A 1,168-nucleotide genomic window follows, 5' to 3' on the forward strand; every position below is an offset into this window, starting at 1 on the left:
CTTGTGGTCAAGTGGTTGTTGCAACGAGGAGTTGGTCGAGGCGTTGGGCGGGGGTGGCCCAGTCGAGGGTTTTGCGGGGTCGGGTGTTGAGTTCTTCGGCGATGGCGTCGAGTTGTGTCTGGGTGTAGGTGCGGAAGTCGGTGCTGCTGCGGGGGAAGTATTGGCGCAGGAGTCCGTTGGTGTTCTCGTTCGATCCTCGTTGCCAGGGCGAGTGGGGGTCGGCGAAGAACACGCGGCAGTCGGTGGCGAGGGTGAAGGTGGCGTGGCGGGCCATCTCGATGCCCTGGTCCCAGGTGAGGGTGCGCCGCAGATGCTCGGGGAGTCGGTGCATGAGGGTGGTGAGCACAGCGGTCACGTTTCCGCTGGTGCGGTCCTCGGGGAGTGAGCCGAGCATCACGTAGCGGGTGGAGCGTTCCACGAGGGTGATGATCGCGGAGGTGCCTCGCGCGCCGATCACGAGGTCGCCTTCCCAGTGCCCGGGAACGGCGCGGTCTTCGGCCTCGGCGGGGCGGGTGCTGATGTTGAAGTCCTTCGCCCAGAGCCGGCCCGATCGAGCGGCGCGCGCGCCTCGGGACTGCGGGCGGCGAGAGGCGCGTGCTGAGCGCAGCAGCAGTTCGTGCGCGAGTTCTCGGCGCAGCTCTCCGCGGGTCTGGTAGTAGATCGCCTGATAGATCGTCTCGTGAGACACGTGATACTCCGGTCGGTCAGGGAACTCGCTCTTCAGCCAAGCAGACACCTGCGACGGGGACCACTTACTCCGCAGCTTCTGCTCGACCAGACCCCATAACAGCGGCGACGCGGCCGGCCGCCTCGCTATGAGCTTGCGTGGTTTCGGGCGCTTGGCCCGCTCATCCGCTTTGCGCTGCGCGACGGACGCGGAATACGCCCACCGGTACTCACCCCCCAACCCCGGACCTGTCCCCGACGCCACGGACCGGCGACGATCAGGATGCCGCGCGAGCATTCCGGCGGTGTGAGCACCCCGATACACGTTGTTGCGTTTGAGCTCCCGCCACACCGTTGACCGATCACGTTTGATCAGCTCCGCGATCTCCGGAAACCGCAACCCCCGAGCGAACAACACCGCGATCTGACCCCGCTCACCCGCATCCAACCGACGACCCGGCATGCAACCACCCCTCCGTTGCAACAACCGTATGAAACCGCC

1 protein-coding gene is annotated in these 1,168 nt (G+C 66.3%); it reads right to left on the minus strand.

The features are described from left to right. Window positions 1-7: 7 nt before the first annotated feature. The coding region (locus tag MT351_RS19790; RefSeq protein ID WP_243583077.1) for an IS30 family transposase at window positions 8-1,168 on the minus strand (1,161 nt) is incomplete at its 5' end.

Source organism: Rathayibacter sp. VKM Ac-2926 (assembly GCF_022815565.1).
GTDB lineage: Bacteria > Actinomycetota > Actinomycetes > Actinomycetales > Microbacteriaceae > Rathayibacter > Rathayibacter festucae.